The organism is Citrobacter sp. Ce006, from assembly GCF_030336535.1.
GTDB lineage: Bacteria > Pseudomonadota > Gammaproteobacteria > Enterobacterales > Enterobacteriaceae > Citrobacter > Citrobacter europaeus.
In genome coordinates this window covers 110733-129174 of sequence record NZ_JAOWDO010000074.1, presented here as the reverse complement: position 1 = coordinate 129174, position 18442 = coordinate 110733, and the positions used below count along the sequence as shown (strand labels likewise).

18 protein-coding genes are annotated in these 18442 nt (G+C 52.8%); 10 read left to right on the top strand and 8 right to left on the bottom strand.

The features are described 5' to 3' along the window. Positions 1-175: 175 nt before the first annotated feature. The 3 genes from OGV94_RS24155 to yoaA form a co-directional block, all read right to left on the bottom strand. Complete coding sequence (locus tag OGV94_RS24155) at positions 176-760, bottom strand: Slp family lipoprotein (RefSeq protein WP_043016050.1); 585 nt, start codon at positions 758-760, stop codon at positions 176-178. Positions 761-854: 94 nt separating this feature from the next. Next, positions 855-1550: a tRNA (adenosine(37)-N6)-threonylcarbamoyltransferase complex dimerization subunit type 1 TsaB gene (gene tsaB, locus OGV94_RS24150; protein WP_100194265.1), complete on the bottom strand. Its 696-nt coding sequence runs from the start codon at positions 1548-1550 to the stop codon at positions 855-857. Between the two features lie 59 nt (positions 1551-1609). Further along, entirely contained in the window at positions 1610-3520 is a 1911-nt protein-coding gene (yoaA, locus tag OGV94_RS24145; protein WP_181633884.1) for a DNA repair helicase YoaA, read from the bottom strand. A gap of 140 nt (positions 3521-3660) precedes the next feature. Here yoaA and OGV94_RS24140 point away from each other — a divergent pair, with 140 nt between their 5' ends. Next, complete coding sequence (locus OGV94_RS24140; protein ID WP_267449348.1) at positions 3661-4005, top strand: RidA family protein; 345 nt, start codon at positions 3661-3663, stop codon at positions 4003-4005. Positions 4006-4011: 6 nt separating this feature from the next. On the opposite strand, the gene OGV94_RS24135 is transcribed toward OGV94_RS24140, so the two are convergent. Continuing rightward, on the bottom strand, positions 4012-4191 hold the full coding sequence (locus tag OGV94_RS24135; RefSeq protein ID WP_003020986.1) for a YoaH family protein: 180 nt from the start codon (positions 4189-4191) through the stop codon (positions 4012-4014). An 83-nt stretch (positions 4192-4274) separates the two neighbouring features. Here OGV94_RS24135 and pabB point away from each other — a divergent pair, with 83 nt between their 5' ends. The 4 genes from pabB to pdeD all read left to right on the top strand — a co-directional run bounded on the left by pabB (position 4275) and on the right by pdeD (position 9498). Beyond that, positions 4275-5636, top strand: coding sequence for an aminodeoxychorismate synthase component 1 (pabB, locus tag OGV94_RS24130; RefSeq protein WP_075146296.1), 1362 nt, complete (start codon positions 4275-4277; stop codon positions 5634-5636). A gap of 3 nt (positions 5637-5639) precedes the next feature. Next, the gene (locus tag OGV94_RS24125; protein WP_005122183.1) at positions 5640-6218 is read left to right on the top strand and encodes a CoA pyrophosphatase; all 579 of its coding nucleotides are present in this window, start codon (positions 5640-5642) and stop codon (positions 6216-6218) included. 183 nt (positions 6219-6401) lie between these two features. Further along, on the top strand, positions 6402-7766 hold the full coding sequence (gene sdaA, locus OGV94_RS24120) for an L-serine ammonia-lyase (RefSeq protein WP_043016046.1): 1365 nt from the start codon (positions 6402-6404) through the stop codon (positions 7764-7766). A gap of 130 nt (positions 7767-7896) precedes the next feature. Continuing rightward, complete coding sequence (gene pdeD, locus OGV94_RS24115; protein ID WP_043016045.1) at positions 7897-9498, top strand: cyclic di-3',5'-guanosine monophosphate phosphodiesterase PdeD; 1602 nt, start codon at positions 7897-7899, stop codon at positions 9496-9498. Positions 9499-9504: 6 nt separating this feature from the next. Here pdeD and yoaE read toward each other — a convergent pair whose 3' ends face one another. Beyond that, entirely contained in the window at positions 9505-11064 is a 1560-nt protein-coding gene (yoaE, locus tag OGV94_RS24110) for a CNNM family cation transport protein YoaE (RefSeq protein ID WP_043016044.1), read from the bottom strand. Then, on the bottom strand, positions 11052-11210 hold the full coding sequence (locus tag OGV94_RS25255) for a protein YoaL (protein WP_370766360.1): 159 nt from the start codon (positions 11208-11210) through the stop codon (positions 11052-11054). The genes yoaE and OGV94_RS25255 overlap by 13 nt, the downstream gene beginning before the upstream one ends. 313 nt (positions 11211-11523) lie before the next feature. Between OGV94_RS25255 and manX the strand changes: the two genes are divergently transcribed. From manX to mntP, 5 genes are all read left to right on the top strand, one after another. Next, positions 11524-12486, top strand: coding sequence for a PTS mannose transporter subunit IIAB (manX, locus tag OGV94_RS24105; RefSeq protein WP_172862940.1), 963 nt, complete (start codon positions 11524-11526; stop codon positions 12484-12486). Between the two features lie 58 nt (positions 12487-12544). Further along, on the top strand, positions 12545-13345 hold the full coding sequence (locus OGV94_RS24100) for a PTS mannose/fructose/sorbose transporter subunit IIC (RefSeq protein ID WP_003021004.1): 801 nt from the start codon (positions 12545-12547) through the stop codon (positions 13343-13345). A gap of 12 nt (positions 13346-13357) precedes the next feature. Then, on the top strand, positions 13358-14209 hold the full coding sequence (locus OGV94_RS24095) for a PTS mannose transporter subunit IID (RefSeq protein WP_003833769.1): 852 nt from the start codon (positions 13358-13360) through the stop codon (positions 14207-14209). A 60-nt stretch (positions 14210-14269) separates the two neighbouring features. Next, a complete protein-coding gene (locus OGV94_RS24090) occupies positions 14270-14728 on the top strand; it encodes a DUF986 family protein (protein ID WP_047410567.1) in 459 nt (152 codons plus the stop codon). A 432-nt stretch (positions 14729-15160) separates the two neighbouring features. Continuing rightward, positions 15161-15727, top strand: coding sequence for a manganese efflux pump MntP (gene mntP, locus OGV94_RS24085; protein WP_043016042.1), 567 nt, complete (start codon positions 15161-15163; stop codon positions 15725-15727). Here mntP and rlmA read toward each other — a convergent pair. Next, positions 15724-16533 carry a 23S rRNA (guanine(745)-N(1))-methyltransferase gene (gene rlmA, locus OGV94_RS24080; RefSeq protein ID WP_047410564.1) on the bottom strand — a complete coding sequence of 270 codons (810 nt, stop codon included), beginning with the start codon at positions 16531-16533 and terminating at the stop codon, positions 15724-15726. The genes mntP and rlmA overlap by 4 nt on opposite strands. Before the next feature lie 63 nt (positions 16534-16596). Continuing rightward, positions 16597-18342, bottom strand: coding sequence for a peptidoglycan DD-transpeptidase FtsI2/PBP3(PARA) (gene ftsI2 / locus OGV94_RS24075; RefSeq protein WP_213732963.1), 1746 nt, complete (start codon positions 18340-18342; stop codon positions 16597-16599). Positions 18343-18442 lie beyond the last annotated feature (100 nt).

Sequence of the window (18442 nt, the reverse complement as noted above, 5' to 3'; positions counted from 1 at the left end):
TCATCACAACCCCAGGTAATAAACAAACTGTTAACATAATATTAACTCAGCGTACCAGTTTGTTTATTACACAACGACAAGGTTGCGAAGCACGTCACTATTTATTTTTCTTATATCCACGTTAATGCAGAAACAGCGGACGAGCCGCTGTTTCTTTTACCAATAATACAAAGAGTTACTCAGTTACTATGGTCTGAACCTGTGCCGGGCCGGGATTGTACCATCCCCATCCGCCGTAGCCACCGTAAGGCCAGCCACGCGCACCGTAGAACCAGGGGTCGATAGGCTGAGGCGGCATAACAATTTGCTGAGTAATATGCCAGCGTTTATAACCGGTTACCTGCATCAGCATGAATTTATACGGCGTATTACCGATTTTTCCGTCCACCGTACCGCTAATTGGACCGACGACGGTAACCAGTTGCCCGCGAAAGTCCACCGGGTCGAGGAAGCCATTTACATCAGCATATATCCGCCCGCGGGAGGCTTCGCCCAGCACGGGTCGCGCCCCGCTATCAAGAGGAACGGTGGCTATTTCCAGACGAGATTTCCCCTGCTGGTTCTGAATATCCACCACTTTGCCGCCGAAACGCGCCTCCTGACCGACATACAGCTGCGGCGCATTCATTACCCGCACCAGATCCTGCTGCGGCGTTGGGCTCGAACCTTTAATTGCGTCCGGGATGGTGACGCAGCCGCTAAGCATTAACGCTAATGCTCCCGCCAACACACCTTTCAAGAACTGCTTTTGCACCGCCATATTGCGACTCCCTTTTCTTAGCTTCTGCCCCGGCCTGTTCACCATGTTGCGTACTGACGCCTGCGCGAATTAACCGGGGATGTACTACTAAGATTCATTCTTTACCGGGAAGTTTCTTCCACGCGACGGTGTTACGTAAATAAACCGGTTCAGCATGTTCAACCGCCACGGTGTTACCGGCAGCCAGCATTTGCGTGGCAACAGGCAGCATATCTTCAGCCGCTGGAAGCAAAACGTCGCCATCGCGGAGCATCAGACCGCTATCTTTGCCAAGTTCAGGCCACGCAGGCCAGCCCGTGCCGACCGTTACCCACTCGCCAGACAGGTGCAGTAAACGCTCATGCACCTGCTCGGGGGTTAACACCGCTTCGGTTTCTTCTCCGCGCCAGTTTCCGTTGTCATCACGCTGGTATTCAGCCCAGTAGACTTCGCCCATTCGCGCGTCAATTGCAGCCAGTACGCGGGTCGAACCCGACTTACGCCAGGCTCCCTGCGCCATTGTCGCCAGGGTGGAGACGCCGATCATGGGTAAATTCGCGCCTAACGCCAGCCCCTGAGCAATGCCAATCCCAATACGTACGCCGGTGAAACTGCCGGGACCGCGACCAAACGCCAGGGCGTCGATATCGGTTAACGTGAGATCGCCAGCGGCCAGGATTTCCTGGACCATCGGTAAAATTCGTTGGGTGTGTTCTCGTGGGCAAAGCTCGAAATGAGCCTTGACAGTACCGTCATTCCACAGGGCAACAGAGCACGCCTCTGTGGCGGTATCGATAGCCAGAATTCGCATGGGTGTTTGTGATCAGGTCAAATAAATTTGGCGCGCATCTTACCACACTCCGTTACAAATTACTCAGTCGTTGGTATGGCAAGAAAGCGAACAGCGCGAGCAATGTCACGCGTACGCGGCGCAGGAGGAAGGCTCGCCAGGAAGGTGGCGCCGTAAGGCCGCATCACCAGACGATTGTCGCAAATCACAAGCACTCCACGATCGTCGGCGTCACGAATCAAACGGCCTACCCCCTGTTTCAGGGTGATGACCGCATCCGGCAACTGAACGTCTTCAAACGGATCGCCGCCGCGCAAACGACAGTCCTCCATCCGTGCTTTTAACAGCGGGTCGTCCGGCGAGGTGAACGGTAGTTTATCGATAATTACCAGCGACAGCGTATCGCCGCGCACGTCCACGCCTTCCCAGAAGCTGCTGGTGGCAACCAGTAACGCATTACCTGCGCTGACAAATTGCTGTAGCAGTTGTCCTTTGCTGGTTTCGCCCTGCAGCAGTACAGGGAGCGTCATGGTGGCGCGGAATTGTTCAGCCAGATCGCGCATCATCGCGTGTGAGGTACACAGCATAAAGCAGCGACCGTTATTCGCTTCGATAATGGGACGCAGCATGGATGCCAACTGACGCGCAGCCCCCGGCTGATTGGTTTGCGGGAGATTACGCGGCACGCACAGCAGCGCCTGGCGGGTGTAATCAAATGGACTTGGCAGCAGCATCGACTCGGCATCTTCAATACCCAGCCGCGCGGTGAAGTGGTGAAGATCATCGTTTACCGACAGCGTCGCGGAGGTAAAAATCCAGCAGCCCGGCTTTTGTTCCATCACTTCTTTAAATTTATCCGCCACCGTGAGCGGCGTCAGCGCAAGGGTGAAATGGCGGGAGGTGCATTCATACCAGTAGCTGAAGCCCGGCTGGTTGATCTCTTTCAGGCGCTTCAGACGAGCGCGGTAAAGCGTGGCGCGTTCAAACGCGGCATCCAGCAAGGCCGAACGTCCGAGGGACAGTTTCGCCACGTCGTAACACAGCTCCAGCGTGTCATCGAGCAACAAAAGCGCGCGTTGTACACGCTGGTCAGCCAACAGTTCCCGCAGGTTTCCGCGATAGCCCGGCTCGCCAAGCTGTAGGCGGAAGTCCTGAGCGCTTTGCGCCAGGCGGTCGGCGCATTTTTGCAGTTGCTGAGTGTCTTTCAGCTCGGTGCGATAGGCAATGGTGATATCTTTCGCCAGATCCAGCAGTTGGCGACTGGAGAGCGATTGACCAAAGTACTGGCTGGCAATATCCGGTAACTGGTGAGCTTCATCGAAGATCATCACCTCCGCTTCAGGGATCAGTTCGCCAAACCCACTCTCCTTCACCACCATGTCAGCGAGAAACAGATGGTGGTTTACCACAACCACATCTGCATCCATTGCTTTTTTGCGCGCTTTAACGACAAAGCACTCTTTATACAGCGGGCAGTCGCTGCCAAGACAATTGTCGTTAGTGCTGGTCACCAGCGGCCAGGCCTGAGAGTCTTCGGCCACGCTAACGCAGGTGCTGATGTCGCCATCAAGGGTTTGATTTGACCATGAGCGCAGAAGGATGACGTCGCTCAAAGTTTGCACCGGCAGGTCGCCGCCCGCCAGCGCCTGTTGTTCGAGACGCTCAAGGCACAGATAATTTGAACGCCCTTTCAGCAGCGCCAGTTTACCGGTGAACTCCAGCGCTTTCGCCACGGTGGGTAAATCCCGGCTGTAAAGCTGATCCTGTAACGCCTTCGAGCCCGTGGAGACAATCACCTTCTTTCCGGCACGCAGCGCAGGGGCAAGATAAGCGTAGGTTTTACCCGTTCCGGTTCCGGCTTCTACAACAAGCGGCTGTGATTTTTCGATAGCATGACTGACCGCGAAAGCCATCTGCCGCTGTGGTTCACGCGGTTTAAAACCGGGTATCGCTTTAGCCAACTGACCGTCTGCTGCAAAATCGTCCGTCACACTGCCCCCTGTTCATTTGAACAGGGATTATGTCAGGCCCGCGGCTCTTTCGCCAGTTGAAGAGGTGACGTGGGCACAACATTATGGCAGTCTTGGCGCAACCCAAAGCTATTTGAAAACCCGTAAATGAGGAATGATTTATGACGATTGTGCGCATTGATGCCGAAGCGCGTTGGTCCGACGTGGTAATCCACAACAACACGCTGTATTACACCGGCGTGCCGGAAAATCTGGATGCAGACGCCTTTGAGCAAACGGCAAATACGCTGGCGCAAATTGATGCGGTGCTGGAAAAACAGGGCAGCAACAAGTCACGTATTCTTGATGCCACCCTGTTCCTGGCGGACAAAAACGATTTTACCGCCATGAACAAAGCCTGGGACGCGTGGGTTGTTGCGGGTCACGCGCCGGTACGTTGTACCGTTCAGGCCGGGTTAATGAACCCGAAATATAAAGTTGAGATCAAGATTATCGCTGCGGTATAAGCGGCGTTACTCGTCTTCGTCTTCAAAACGCGCCACAATCCGCTCGCCGGTATGGCTGGCGCGTAACTCTTCAGCAACCAGAGCAATGGCTTGTCCGCTGCTCATCCCCTGCGACATCAGCTCCTGAATACGCTCTACCGCTTTTTGCTGCTGCTCATGACTGAGTGAAGGTAAACCTGCAAACATTGTTAACTCCTGCTAAATTGTCTGCGCTAATTATTTCATGCTACCGCGCAGTTAGCCAGTAGCGTAGCAACGAGTCAGGACTGATGAAGACGTTATCTCCCGCAGTAATCACATTACCCTGGCGTCAGGACGCCGCTGAACGCTATTTTTCGACCTTAAGCCATCTGCCCTGGGCGATGCTGTTACATTCTGGTCACGCCGACCATCCGCATAGCCGCTTTGATATTCTGGTGGCTGACCCAGTCGCCACGTTGGTTACGCAGGCTGAAGAGACCGTTGTGGATGACGGAAACGCCACCGTACGCACGCTTGATGATCCGATGACGGTATTGCAGTCAGTTCTTAGCGCTCGCAAGATCACCCCTGATTATCACCCGGACCTGCCGTTTCAGGGCGGCGCGTTAGGCCTGTTTGGCTACGATCTTGGCCGACGCTTTGAATCTCTGCCCGCTATTGCCGGGCGCGATATTGCACTTGCGGATATGGCGATAGGCATTTACGACTGGGCGCTGATTGTCGATCATCAGTTGCAGACCGTATCCCTGCTCAGCCATACCGATGTTGAAGCGCGGCTGCAATGGCTCAACGCGCAACAATCATCAATAGGTGAGCCATTTACATTAACCTCGGCGTGGCAGTCCAATATGAGCCGTGCCCAGTACGGCGTAAAATTCCGCCAGGTACAGCGCTACCTGCACAGCGGCGACTGCTATCAGGTCAACCTTGCCCAACGTTTTCAGGCGCATTATCAGGGCGATGAGTGGCAGGCATTTGTCAGACTCAATCGCGCCAACCGCGCCCCGTTTAGCGCGTTTATTCGTCTTGAGGAAGGCGTAATCCTCAGCCTTTCGCCGGAACGATTTATTCTGCTGGAAAACCAGCACATCCAGACGCGTCCGATTAAAGGCACGCTACCGAGGCTTGAAGATACCGATGCCGATCGAGAGCAGGCCCGGAGGCTGGCGAACTCGCCGAAAGATCGTGCGGAGAACCTGATGATCGTCGATTTGATGCGTAATGATATTGGCCGCGTTGCTGAACCGGGTTCGGTACAGGTTCCTGAGCTGTTTGTGGTCGAACCGTTCCCTGCTGTTCATCATTTGGTCAGCACCATTACTGCGCGTCTGCCAGAGTCATTACACGCCACCGACCTGCTGCGCGCCGCCTTCCCTGGCGGCTCTATTACCGGTGCGCCGAAAGTGCGGGCGATGGAAATTATTGACGAACTGGAGCCGCAAAGACGCAACGCCTGGTGCGGCAGCATTGGTTATCTGAGCTTTTGCGGCAATATGGATACCAGCATCACCATTCGCACGCTGACGGCCACAGACGGACAAATTTATTGTTCCGCTGGCGGTGGCATTGTGGCGGACAGTCAGGAAGACGCGGAGTATCAGGAAACGTTTGATAAAGTGAATCGTATTTTGCACCAACTGGAGAACTGAGACGTGGAATACAGCAGCCTGACGCTTGATGATTTTTTATCGCGCTTCCAACTCCTGCGCCCGCAGGTCAACCATGCCGCGTTAAACCAGCGCCAGGCCGCCGTACTGATCCCTGTCGTACGTCGTGCGCAGCCTGGGTTGCTGTTAACCCAGCGATCCGTTCATCTGCGCAAGCACGCCGGACAGGTCGCCTTTCCCGGCGGCGCGGTGGATAGCAGCGACGCCTCGTTGATTGCCGCCGCCCTTCGCGAAGCGCAGGAAGAAGTGGCGATCCCCCCTTCTTGCGTTGAGGTGATTGGCGTTCTGCCACCGGTCGACAGCGTGACCGGCTTCCAGGTCACACCGGTGGTAGGTATTATCCCGCCAAATTTGCCGTATCGCGCAAGTGAAGACGAAGTTTCCGCCGTGTTCGAAATGCCGCTGGCGCAGGCCCTGCATTTAGGTCGTTATCACCCGTTGGATATCTACCGCCGCGGCGATTCACATCGTGTATGGCTTTCCTGGTATGAGCAATATTTCGTCTGGGGAATGACCGCCGGAATAATTCGTGAGCTGGCGCTGCAAATTGGCGTCAAGCCCTGACTATACTTATCTTTACGCGCTCCATAGACAACTTGAAACTCAGGTCACAACATTAGTAAAACCGCGGTTATCTATTAGTTTAATTCATGTGAATAGTTAAGCCGATCGCCGCGTTCCCTCTTACACTATGCGCAGTTATAACATCGTTACTGGAAACCCCAGTCGCCCTGTAGGAGTATTATCGTGATTAGTCTATTCGACATGTTTAAGGTGGGGATTGGTCCCTCATCTTCCCATACCGTAGGGCCTATGAAGGCGGGTAAACAGTTCGTCGATGACCTGGTCGAAAAAGGATTACTGGACAGCGTTACTCGTGTCGCCGTCGACGTGTATGGTTCATTGTCGCTCACGGGTAAAGGTCACCACACCGATATCGCCATTATTATGGGTCTGGCAGGCAATGAACCTGCTACCGTGGATATTGACAGCATCCCCGGATTTATCCGCGACGTAGAAACGCGTGGACGCCTGCTGCTTGCGCAGGGGCAGCACGAAGTGGATTTCCCGCAGAATGACGGGATGCGTTTTCACAATGGCAACCTGCCGCTGCATGAAAACGGGATGCAGATCCATGCGTACAATGGCGAAACCGTCATTTACAGCAAAACTTACTACTCCATCGGCGGTGGATTCATCGTTGATGAAGAACATTTTGGTCAGGATGCCGCGGGCGAGGTCAGCGTGCCTTATCCGTTCAAATCCGCCACTGAAATGCTGGAATACTGTAACACCACCGGCCTGTCTCTCTCTGGTATGGCGATGCAGAACGAACTTGCTCTGCACAGTAAAAAAGAGATCGAAGAGTACTTTGGCAACGTCTGGCAGACCATGCAGGCCTGTATCGATCGCGGTATGAACACCGAAGGCGTACTGCCGGGTCCACTGCGCGTTCCTCGTCGTGCTTCAGCTTTGCGTCGTATGCTGGTTTCCAGTGATAAGCTGTCCAACGATCCGATGAACGTGATCGACTGGGTGAACATGTTCGCGCTGGCCGTAAACGAAGAAAACGCCGCGGGTGGTCGCGTAGTGACTGCGCCAACCAACGGTGCCTGCGGAATCGTGCCTGCGGTACTGGCCTATTACGATCATTTCATCGAGTCCGTCAGCCCGGATATCTACACCCGTTATTTCCTGGCTGCCGGCGCGATTGGCGCGTTGTACAAAATGAATGCGTCTATCTCCGGTGCAGAAGTCGGTTGTCAGGGTGAAGTGGGCGTAGCCTGCTCCATGGCTGCCGCTGGTCTGGCTGAACTGTTAGGCGCGAGCCCTGAGCAAGTGTGTGTTGCTGCCGAAATCGGTATGGAACATAACCTCGGCTTAACCTGCGATCCGGTTGCCGGCCAGGTACAGGTTCCGTGCATTGAGCGTAATGCCATTGCTTCAGTGAAGGCCATCAACGCTGCGCGTATGGCAATGCGCCGTACCAGCGCTCCGCGCGTCTCGCTGGATAAAGTCATTGAGACCATGTACGAAACAGGTAAAGACATGAATGCCAAATACCGCGAAACGTCACGCGGTGGCCTGGCAATCAAAGTTCAGTGTGACTAATACTTAATTTTCGCCCATCTGCGACGGATGGGCGAATTTGCCCTCTCACCCTCGTCTGCCGTAATTTTCCCCACTACACTTGCTCTGTTGCTGTTGGCTACTGTGACCAACGGCTTATCGGGCGGCCCGCATGCAAACAGCACAACGGATCATCAAAAACTATCGCCGGAATCGCTTAATCGTCTGCACATTATGTGCACTACTGACGCTCATCCTCACATTAGCTGTCCGATTTATTTCGGAGCGTAATTTAAATCATCACAATACCGTCACCTTTGCCAACCACGCCGTTGAAGAGTTGGATGACATACTTTTACCCCTACAGACCGGACGCGATATGCTGTTGCCGTTGATTGGTCTCCCCTGTTCAGTTGCACGTTTACCCCTGAGCAAACATGCTGCCAGGCTACAAACGGTACGCTCTATCAGCCTGATTCAAAGCGGGATCCTTTATTGCTCCAGCATTTTTGGTTATCGCAATGTGCCTGTTCGTCAACTGGAGCCTGAATTACCCAGCCGGGAACCGCAACTACTGCTGTCTACCGACCATTCGCTGATTAAAGGCAGTCCGATTCTGACGCAATGGTATCCATCCTCTGCCGATGGCGAAGATGGCGTACTGGAAATCGTTAATATTGATTTATTGTCGTCGATGCTGCTTGAACCCCAGCCGCCGCAAATCACCAATGCCAGCTTAACCGTCGGTAATCGCCATTTGCTATACGGACAAGGTGTTGTCGATACGCTCCCTGAACTGAATAATGAAAAACGCTACCAGCTCTCATCGCAGCATTTTCCCTTTACCATCAGCGTCACCGGTCCTGGCGCCAGCGAACTGGCGATTAAACATCTGCCAACACAGCTTCCGCTGGCAGTGATCCTGAGTTTATTAGTCGGCTACCTGGCATGGCTGGCAACTGCCAGCAGAATGAGCTTCTCCTGGGAGATCAATCTGGCCCTTGCGGCACGGGAATTTGAGCTGTTTTGCCAGCCGCTGCTCAACGCGCAAACCCAGCAATGCATGGGCGTGGAAATCCTTTTACGCTGGAATAACCCTCGCCAGGGTTGGATCTCTCCCGAAGTATTTATTCCCATCGCTGAGGAACACAACCTGATAGTGCCACTTACCCGTCATGTCATCGCAGAAACCATTCAGCAGCGGCACGTTTTCCCGATGAGCAGCCAGTTTCATATTGGAATTAATGTTGCCGCCAGCCATTTTCGTAACGGTACGCTGCTAAAAGATCTCAACCAGTACTGGTTCAGCCAGCACCCTATTCAGCAGTTGGTTATCGAACTCACCGAACGCGATGCGTTACTGGATGTGGATTATCGGGTCGTGCGCGAGTTAAATCGGCTGGGCGTAAAGCTGGCAATTGATGATTTCGGCACCGGCAACAGCTCGCTCTCCTGGCTGGAAAAGCTCCGCCCGGATGTGCTGAAGATTGATAAATCATTTACTTCTGCGATTGGAACAGACGCCGTGAATTCAACCGTCACAGACATCATTATCGCGTTGGGTAAAAAACTGAATATTGAACTGGTGGCGGAAGGCGTTGAGACACAGGCGCAGGCACAGCATTTGCGCCGACACGGCGTACATTTATTGCAAGGTTTTTTGTATGCGAAGCCGATGCCGCTGCGCGATTTTCCAAAATGGCTGGCGGGCAGCACGCCGCCGCCCACCCGGCATAACGGGCGGCACAGTATGCCCGTCATGCCGTTTCGCTAAACCCGATTACTCGTCTTCGTCGTGAGCGGGTTGTTCTTTAACAATGCGAACCAAATCCACACGATAGTCATTCGCTTCGACAATCGTAATGCTTAACGGCGGAACGTCGATAACATCACCTACGCGTGGAATATGGCCGTTAGCCGCAATGACTAAACCTGCCACCGTGGCGATGTCTTCATCTTCATTCACTAACGTATCTACGTCCAGCGCCTGCTGCAACGCATGCAGATCGGTACCGCCTTTCACCAACCAACCACCTGCATCAGCAATAATTTCAGGGGTTTCATCGGCGTCCGGGAATTCACCGGCGATGGCTTCTAATACGTCCAGCGGCGTGACCAGACCCTGTACTACGCCAAACTCGTTAGTGACGATGACAAAGCTGCCGCGGGCACGGCGCAGAACGCCTAACAGATTGATTGGATCCAGCGTTTCCGGGACAACGATAGCCGGAGACGCAGAGGCAATCGCCGCCACATCTACACCGTCTTCCAGCGCCACCAGCAGCTCTTTAGCACGCACAATACCGATGATTTCGTCCAGTTCACCGCGACATACCGGGAACAGGCTGTGAGGTGAAGAAAGCAACTGCTCGCGTATTTCCGCCACGCTCAGGTCGGCATCAACCCAGCTAATTTCACCCCGCGGCGTCATAATGCCACGTAATGAACGCGACGCCAGAGAGAGGACGCCGTTGATCATATAGCGTTCTTCTTCCACAAATGCGCCTTCCGGAACGGGAACCGGCACCGGGTTGTCGGATTCCATCTGCGCGCTGGCCTGGCGTTTACCGCCCATCAGACGCAGGATGGCATCGGCAGTACGCGCACGCAATGGCAGCGTTGACTGGTGACGAATAAAGTTACGACGGGCAATCTGGTTAAACAGCTCAATGATGATCGAGAAACCAATCGCCGCATACAGATAACCTTTCGGAATGTGGAAGCCAAACCCTTCAGCAACCAGGCTCAGACCGATCATCAACAGGAAGCTCAAACACAGCACCACCACCGTCGGGTGTTGGTTCACAAATCGGGTCAGCGGCTTAGAGGCCAACAGCATCACGGCCATGGCAATCACTACTGCCGCCATCATCACTGGCAGATGGTTGACCATACCGACCGCCGTAATCACCGCATCCAGCGAGAACACGGCATCGAGGATGACAATCTGCGTGACGACAACCCAAAAGCTCGCATACCCTTTCGTCTGCCCAGTATCATGTTCACGGTTTTCCAGCCGCTCATGCAGCTCTGTCGTAGCCTTGAACAAGAGGAAGATACCCCCCAGCAGCATAATCAGATCGCGCCCCGAGAACGCATAGTCCATTACCGTAAACAGCGGCTTTGTCAGCGTCACCATCCACGAAATCACGGACAACAAGCCCAGACGCATAATCAGTGCCAGTGACAAACCGATTAAACGCGCTTTATCTCGCTGTTTCGGCGGCAGCTTATCAGCCAGGATCGCAATGAAGACCAGGTTATCAATACCCAGAACAATTTCGAGAACGACAAGCGTGAGCAAACCCACCCAAATCTGCGGGTCCATTAATAATTCCATGACAAGCTCCTGCTTAAGGAATGACCAAACTGCGCGCTGAGGATCTCAGGCGTTAAAGCGATATGCAGAGAAAATTTGTGGCAAAAAGTGCCAATCTGACAGGCTTGATACGGCCTGAAGGTGAAATGACGTCGGTGACGATCCATATGGTGGGCTACTGCCCTATACTCCTGAGTAATTAAACAGATGCTAAACATAACAGAGACAACCGGTTTTTAGCAAAGATTTAACTTCCTTTGCAATAAGTTGTTTCGGAGATATTTTACCCTTCGAAATTTCTTTTCATCGGAAGTTAAATTACGGATCTTCATCACATAAAATATTTTTTTCGATATCTAAAATAATTCACGAAAATCATAGGTTTTTCTTTGTAACCCTTATCTGAATCGATTCGATTGCGGACGACGATTCAAATACATCTTCACGTTGATGTGTTAACGATAATAAAGGAGGTAGCAAGTGACCATTGCTATTGTAATAGGCACACATGGTTGGGCTGCAGAGCAGTTACTTAAGACGGCAGAAATGCTGTTAGGCGAGCAGGAAAACGTCGGCTGGATCGATTTCGTTCCAGGCGAAAATGCCGAAACGCTGATTGAAAAGTACAACGCTCAGTTAGCAAAACTCGATACCAGTAAAGGCGTGCTGTTTCTCGTTGACACATGGGGAGGCAGCCCGTTTAACGCTGCGAGCCGCATTGTCGTCGATAAAGAGCATTACGAAGTTATCGCCGGTGTGAACATTCCCATGCTGGTTGAAACCTTCATGGCGCGTGATGACAACCCGAGCTTCGATGAATTAGTGGCACTGGCCGTTGAAACCGGTAGCGAAGGCGTGAAAGCGCTGAAAGCGAAACCGGTGGAAAAAGCCGCTCCTGCCCCAGTCGTAGCACCTAAAGCAGCAGCCCCCGCGAAACCGATGGGTCCGAACGATTATATGCAGATCGGCCTGGCGCGTATTGATGACCGATTAATCCATGGTCAGGTGGCAACTCGCTGGACCAAAGAAACCAACGTAACACGCATTATCGTCGTCAGTGATGAAGTTGCCGCCGATACCGTGCGTAAAACGCTGCTGACTCAGGTAGCACCTCCGGGTGTGACGGCGCATGTGGTTGATGTCGCGAAAATGATCCGCGTCTATAACAACCCGAAATATGCAGGTGAGCGTGTGATGCTGTTGTTCACCAACCCTACCGACGTAGAACGTATCGTTGAAGGTGGTGTGAAAATTACCTCTGTAAACATTGGCGGTATGGCTTTCCGTCAGGGTAAAACGCAGGTAAACAACGCAATTTCTGTCGATGAAAAAGACATCGAAGCCTTCAAGAAACTCAATGAACGCGGTATTGAGCTCGAAGCGCGTAAAGTTTCTACCGATCAGAAACTGAAAATGATGGATTTGATTGCCAAGGCGAAATAACTCCCTGGCATTTACTTAGTTTTCACACTTAAGTCTGTATAGCAATAGGAGAAGTACAATGGAGATTACCACTCTTCAGATTGTGCTGGTGTTCATCGTCGCATGTATCGCGGGTATGGAGTCGGTACTCGATGAATTTCAGTTCCACCGTCCGTTGGTGGCCTGTACGCTGATTGGCGCCGTTCTCGGGGATATGAAAACCGGTATCATCATCGGTGGTACCCTGGAAATGATCGCCCTGGGCTGGATGAACATCGGTGCTGCGGTTGCGCCTGATGCCGCACTGGCCTCAATTATCTCTACCGTTCTGGTTATCGCGGGTCACCAAAGTATCGGTGCCGGTATCGCGCTGGCTATCCCGCTGGCAGCAGCAGGCCAGGTACTGACCATCATCGTTCGTACTATCACCGTAGCATTCCAGCACGCGGCGGATAAGGCGGCGGAAAACGGTAACCTGACGGCGCTCTCCTGGCTGCACGTGTCCTCTCTGTTCCTGCAGGCTATGCGTATCGCTATTCCGGCGGTAATCGTGGCGATTTCTGTTGGTACCAGTGAAGTTCAAAGCATGCTTAACGCCATTCCGGAAGTTGTGACCGGTGGTCTGAACATCGCAGGCGGTATGATCGTCGTGGTCGGCTATGCGATGGTCATCAACATGATGCGCGCAGGCTACCTGATGCCATTCTTCTACCTTGGCTTCGTCACCGCGGCATTTACTAACTTCAACCTGGTTGCTCTGGGTGTGATTGGCGCAGTAATGGCGATCCTCTACATTCAGCTGAGCCCGAAATATAACCGTGTAGCCGGTGCACCTGCTGCTGCGGCTGGCAATAACGATCTCGATAACGAACTGGACTAGCAGGTGAGCGAAATGGTTGATATGACTAAAACTACCACCGAGAAAAAACTCACTCCGAGTGACATTCGTGGCGTGTTCATTCGTTCTAACCTGTTTCAGGGTTCATGGAACTTCGAACGTATGCAGGCGCTGGGTTTCTGTTTCTCCATGGTGCCGGCTATCCGCCGCTTGTACCCGGAAAACAACGACGCACGTAAGCAGGCTATTAAGCGTCACCTGGAATTCTTTAACACCCATCCGTACGTAGCCGCTCCAGTACTGGGCGTTACGCTGGCGATGGAAGAACAGCGTGCAAACGGCGCAGAGATTGACGATGGTGCCATCAACGGTATCAAAGTTGGTCTGATGGGGCCGCTGGCAGGCGTGGGTGACCCGATCTTCTGGGGTACCGTTCGTCCGGTATTCGCCGCACTCGGCGCAGGGATCGCGATGAGCGGCAGTCTGCTTGGGCCTTTGCTGTTCTTCATCCTGTTTAACCTGGTACGTCTGGCAACCCGTTATTACGGTGTGGCATATGGCTACCGTAAAGGTGTCGATATCGTAAAAGATATGGGCGGCGGCTTCCTGCAGAAACTGACTGAGGGGGCGTCAATCCTCGGCCTGTTTGTCATGGGGGCATTGGTTAACAAGTGGACGCACGTAAACATCCCGCTGGTGGTTTCCACTATTACCGGCCAGGATGGTCAGACTCGCGTCACCACCGTGCAGACTATCCTTGACCAGCTGATGCCGGGTCTGGTTCCTCTGCTACTGACATTCGCCTGTATGTGGCTGCTGCGTAAGAAAGTGAACCCGCTGTGGATCATCGTTGGCTTCTTCGTCATCGGTATCGCGGGCTACGCTGTTGGACTGCTCGGCCTGTAAGACTGTTGTACATCGCCGGGGGCTTGCCCCCGGTTTTTCTATTTAGAGGGTTGAGGATTCATGACTATCACGGACCTGGTACTGGTTCTATTTATCTTTTCGCTGCTGGCGTATGCCATTTACGATCAGTTCATCATGCCCCGCCGTAATGGCCCCACTCTGCTGACTGTCGCCCTGCTTCCCCGTAGCAGAGTCGACAGCGTTATCTTCCTTGGCTTGGTAGCTATTCTTATCTACAACAACGTCACCAGCCATGGCGCGCAATTTACCACATGGTTATTATGTGCTCTGGTATTGATGGGGTTGTATCTGTTCTGGATCCGTACACCCAAAATCATCTTCAAGCAGAAAGGTTTTTTCTTCGCCAACGTCTGGATTGAATATAACCGCATTAAAGAGATGAATTTATCTGAAGACGGTGTATTAGTGATGCAATTAGAACATAGACGATTGCTGATTCGCGTACGAAATATAGACGATCTCGAGAGAATATATAAACTTTTAATTTCAAATCAGTAAGTTACAAATATAGCCTGAACTATGTTTTTATATATCAACTTAAAAACAGACATAGCCAAGGCTATATTTCACCGCTCATAATGTTATTTGTTTTAACGTTTTATTGATCAATAAATCTAAATGAAAATCGTTTTCAATTAGAAGTCAAATATTATTTCTCCATTTCTTGTTTTATATTCTCAATATATGTTAAGGTTGCGCCCGTCGTTGGGGAGTAGCCGATTTCCAGACTCCGGAAATGTACGTGTCAACATACTCGTTGAAAAACGTGGCGCGTACGGACTGAACTTACAGGTTCCGTCAGGCGAGACCATAGGCACATCAACTGCATTGCATATCTGAATGGCGCTGTATTCACAGTGATTCCAGCCTGTATGCATGGTTACTGGGGGCAGTGATGTGTTTTATGGATACCCCGGTCAGGACGCTGTTATGAATCTCACCGCTACCGTTCTTCTTGCTTTCGGCATGTCGATGGATGCTTTCGCCGCATCAATTGGCAAAGGCGCCACCCTGCATAAACCTAAATTTTCTGAAGCACTGCGGACTGGCCTTATATTCGGCGCAGTTGAAACGCTTACGCCGCTGATTGGCTGGGGCATGGGGATGCTGGCCAGCAAATTCGTGCTGGAGTGGAACCACTGGATCGCCTTCATTCTGCTGATCTTTTTAGGCGGGCGAATGATAATCGAAGGCTTTCGTGACAACGATGATGAAGATGAAGAGCCGCAGCGCCGTCACGGTTTCTGGCTGCTGGTCACCACTGCCATTGCGACCAGTCTCGACGCGATGGCCGTCGGGGTGGGTCTGGCTTTTCTGCAGGTCAACATTATTGCCACTGCGCTGGCCATCGGCTGCGCCACGTTGATTATGTCCACGCTTGGCATGATGATCGGTCGTTTTATAGGCCCGATGCTGGGCAAGCGGGCTGAAATTTTAGGCGGGGTGGTACTGATTGGTATCGGCGCCCAGATCCTCTGGGCACACTTCCACGGTTAATTCAGGCGCTGCCAGATATGAATACTAAAGTCAGTCTGGCAGTCAAACTTCGTTTTCCCCGCTAGCGTTTCCCACACTTCCGGCTTTGCCCGCCAGGCGAAGGGCGTCATTTGCAATAACGCAACGGCCTCGCTGCCCTGAAGCTGCATCTGATACCCCAGCGCAATACTCTGTTGCAGCACAAAACCGTCCAGTTGCTCTGCGTGTGGCGCATGCAACCGCACCTCATCATAAATCAGCCCTTTCAGCTCCATCAAATGACGCGGACCCGGCGTGGCGGTGATTACCCATCCACCTGGTTTTACCACGCGGGCCAACTCTTGCGCTTTACAGGGCGCGTAGATCCTGATGATGGCATCCATCGACTCATCTGCAAACGGCAGACGATGGCTGGAGGCAACGCAAAAGGTCACCTGCGGATAGCGTCGGGCCGCGGCTTTAATTGCTACTTTGGCGACATCAAGACCAAAAGTTTTACAGCCCGCCAGCGCATCAGCAAACGCATGGGTGTAATACCCTTCCCCACAACCAATATCCAGGATCGCCGCATCTTCTGTAATCTGCCTCTGTGTGAGCGCATCCACAATAGCATCACGCAGCGGCTGATAGTGTCCGGCATCAAGAAATGCCCGTCGCGCCTGCATCATCTCAGCGCTGTCACCCGGATCGCGCGATCGCTTATGCTGAACCGGCAGTAAGTTGACATACCCTTCTTTCGCCACGTCAAACTGATGCCGCTCCGGGCAGACAAAACTGTTATTCACTTGTGTAAGAGGCTGGTGGCAAAGAGGACAGGAAAAGGACATGACAACTCCGGCTGATGATTTAAGGGCGCAAGTGTAACGCGAATCGCGCCCCTGGAAAATAACTTACATCGACGGCGAGGATACGCTACTGCCGTGCATCACCAGCAGATGATCGGAGTCGGCTGGCATGCCGTCCGGTTTGATGTTTTCCAGACGCAGGACATCGCCCATAATCTGGCTGAATACAGGCGCGGAGACTGCCCCCCCATAATATGCACCGTTTTGCGGGTTATTAATCACCACGACCAGCGCGAATTTCGGGTCGCTCGCTGGCGCGACGCCCGCCGTATAGGCCACGTATTTATCGACATATTTGCCATCATCGCCAATTTTCTTTGCCGTTCCGGTCTTAACCGCTACGCGATAATCTCTGACTGCAGCCTTGGTTCCCCCGCCACCAGGTAGCGCGACGCTTTCCATCATATGTTCAACCTGGTGAACCAGCGCCTCCGGCATCACCCGTGTACCTATTACCGGCGGATCGATACGCGTAATAGAAAGCGGGCGGTAAATACCGAAGCTGCCGATGGTGGCATAGACATGCGCCAGCTGGAGCGGCGTCACCATTAACCCATAACCAAATGCGAAAGTTGCCCGGTCCAGATCGCTCCAGTAGCGGCGTTGAGGCATTAAACCGCTACTTTCCCCGGTTAACCCCAGTCCGGTTGGATCGCCAAAGCCAAAGCTTTTATAGGTATCGAGGAGTTTCTGTACCGGCATTGCCAGCGAAAGGTGTGATACGCCGGTATCGCTGGATTTCTGCAAAATTCCGGTCAGGGATAACTCCGGGTAAAACCCGACGTCGCGGATGCGATGTCCATCAACGTTAAAAGGATGGGTATCAATCACGCTGTCCGGTTGCACAATCCCCTGCTGTAGAGCGGTCATGATCACCAGAGGCTTAACGGTTGAGCCGGGTTCAAAGGTGTCGCTAATTGCACGGTTACGAAAATCATCCAGGACCGCACCATCACGGTTATTGGGATTGAAGTCGGGAAAGCTTGCCATGGAAAGTATTTCGCCGGTGGCAATATTGACCAGAACAGCGGCCCCGGATTCCGCCTTATTCCACGTTACGGCATTATCCAGCGCGTCTTCAGTAACCGTCTGCAAACGCTCATCAATGCTGAGCTGTAATTCATGCGCCGGTACCGGCATCACTTCGGTGATATTTTCGATGACATGGCCAAATTTGTCTTTCCGTACCAGGCGGGAGCCGGGTTTGCCCATCAGTTGGCTATTGAAGCTTTTCTCCAGCCCTTCAATACCCTGCCCGTCAATGTTGGTGAAACCAATCAGATTAGCTGCAACATGTCCGGCGGGATAAAAGCGGCGGGACTCTTCACGCAGATTGATCCCTGGTAGATCCAGTTTATCGACCCATTCAGCCTGCTGAGGAGAGATTTGACGCGCCAGGTAGATAAACCGCCCGGCCGGATTGCTGTTAACGCGTTCAGCCAGCGTGGTGAGCGAAATATGCAGCGTCTTTGCTAACGCTTGCCAGCGTTCGTTATAGCCAACACCCCCTTTGCTAACGATCGTCTTCGGATCGGCCCAGACGGCGTTAACCGGAACGCTAACCGCCAGCGGTCGCCCTTCTCTGTCGGTAATCATTCCGCGCGGCGAAGCGATGGACACCTCGCGTAAGGAACGCATGTCTTCCTGTTTGACCAGATTCGTCGGCGTGACAATTTGCAGCCACGCAACCCGACCCAGCAGCAATCCAAGACTCAATAATATTGCCACGCAAAGCAGGGCAAAACGGACGGGAGTAAAATTGCGCGCATCTATGTCGTTTTTCTTTTTCACCTGGACTCCCGCATGATAGTTTTTCAGGTGACTGATTTAACGGGAAATGCCGAAAGAAAGCGGGGAAAACTATGCTACGAACATCACGCCTTTGCAACAA

Excerpts from the sequence above, each read along its gene's own strand:
- OGV94_RS24155 (WP_043016050.1), bottom strand. The coding sequence starts at position 760 with ATGGCGGTGCAAAAGCAGTTCTTGAAAGGTGTGTTGGCGGGAGCATTA.
- tsaB (WP_100194265.1), bottom strand. The coding sequence starts at position 1,550 with ATGCGAATTCTGGCTATCGATACCGCCACAGAGGCGTGCTCTGTTGCC.
- OGV94_RS24140 (WP_267449348.1), top strand. The coding sequence starts at position 3,661 with ATGACGATTGTGCGCATTGATGCCGAAGCGCGTTGGTCCGACGTGGTA.
- OGV94_RS24135 (WP_003020986.1), bottom strand. The coding sequence starts at position 4,191 with ATGTTTGCAGGTTTACCTTCACTCAGTCATGAGCAGCAGCAAAAAGCG.
- pabB (WP_075146296.1), top strand. The coding sequence starts at position 4,275 with ATGAAGACGTTATCTCCCGCAGTAATCACATTACCCTGGCGTCAGGAC.
- pdeD (WP_043016045.1), top strand. The coding sequence starts at position 7,897 with ATGCAAACAGCACAACGGATCATCAAAAACTATCGCCGGAATCGCTTA.
- yoaE (WP_043016044.1), bottom strand. The coding sequence starts at position 11,064 with ATGGAATTATTAATGGACCCGCAGATTTGGGTGGGTTTGCTCACGCTT.
- OGV94_RS25255 (WP_370766360.1), bottom strand. The coding sequence starts at position 11,210 with ATGGATCGTCACCGACGTCATTTCACCTTCAGGCCGTATCAAGCCTGT.
- OGV94_RS24100 (WP_003021004.1), top strand. The coding sequence starts at position 12,545 with ATGGAGATTACCACTCTTCAGATTGTGCTGGTGTTCATCGTCGCATGT.
- OGV94_RS24095 (WP_003833769.1), top strand. The coding sequence starts at position 13,358 with ATGGTTGATATGACTAAAACTACCACCGAGAAAAAACTCACTCCGAGT.
- OGV94_RS24090 (WP_047410567.1), top strand. The coding sequence starts at position 14,270 with ATGACTATCACGGACCTGGTACTGGTTCTATTTATCTTTTCGCTGCTG.
- mntP (WP_043016042.1), top strand. The coding sequence starts at position 15,161 with ATGAATCTCACCGCTACCGTTCTTCTTGCTTTCGGCATGTCGATGGAT.
- rlmA (WP_047410564.1), bottom strand. The coding sequence starts at position 16,533 with ATGTCCTTTTCCTGTCCTCTTTGCCACCAGCCTCTTACACAAGTGAAT.